The organism is Actinomadura logoneensis (genome assembly GCF_003428695.1).
Lineage (GTDB): Bacteria > Actinomycetota > Actinomycetes > Streptosporangiales > Streptosporangiaceae > Spirillospora > Spirillospora logoneensis.
Map to the genome: position 1 here is coordinate 1 of NZ_QURH01000443.1, position 981 is coordinate 981.

A 981-nucleotide genomic window follows, 5' to 3' on the forward strand; every position below is an offset into this window, starting at 1 on the left:
GAACCCGACGACGGCCCCGTCGCGCAGCTCCCGCGCCGCCGGGGCCCGCGGGTCGAGCATCCGGCCGTCGGCCCACAGCCCCTCGCCGCCCGCCGCGAGCGCCCGCGCGACCCCGCCGACCGTCGCCCGGTCGTCCACGTCCGCGACGACGTCCCGGGGCCCCTCGTGGGTCAGCGCCGTGAACGAGATCCGCATCCCAGCCCCTCTGTCCTGCGCCATCACGACGCCGTCCACCGAACTCGCCCGCCCCACACACCACGCCGCACGTCCGTGCCGCGCCGCACACACGCCGCGTCGTACGTTCGTGCGGCGCCGCACACTCCCCGCGACGCACGCGACGTGCACGAGCGCGCCGCGCCGGACGTCCGCGCTGCGCGGTCGCGCCGCGCCGCGCGGGTTCGCGGGTCGGCGTCCGTGCTGCGTGTTCGTGCCGTGCCGGACGGGTTCGGGGCGGGGGTGGGCGGGTCGTGTCGGACGGGGCTTCACTTTAACGAGAAGGTCCGTCAGAGGGCCGTTCGGCGGCGCGGTCGCGTGACGATCGACGGGACGGAAGGGGCGCGGACCAGCGATCCGGCCACACTTCCCCGCCTTTTCCGGCAAAACCGAACAAAAGGGCTTTATTGGGTGTCCGTTTCGGTGGTGTCAGCGGCCGGTGTGACCGAGGGTAAGCCGCGAAGTGGCCGGTGAAACGGCTGGTCACCCGTGCCTGGTCGGTCACGGCCCGGGCACGGCTGGCCGAATACGTTGACGGGGGCGCGTCCGTCCCGCAAGCATGGATCGCCCGACGATTCGGAGATCTCCACATCCGAGATTCCGGCGGGCGCGAAAGGAGCACGTGGCTGCCCCCATGAAGAGCGACCAGCGGGCGACGAGCGGACGGGGCGGGCTCGCGACGGGCCCGGCGGCTGGCGGGCTCGGGTCCACCGGGCTCGGCACGGCGGGCGGGCAGCGGCTGCCGAGCGCGCCGCGCGAGCGCAGGCC

General features: G+C 74.8%; 1 protein-coding gene. It reads right to left on the reverse strand.

All coding sequences use genetic code 11. The features are described 5' to 3' along the window. The coding region (locus tag DZF91_RS23195) for a hypothetical protein (RefSeq protein ID WP_147341297.1) at nucleotides 1-195 on the reverse strand (195 nt) is incomplete at its 3' end. Nucleotides 196-981: the final 786 nt, after the last annotated feature.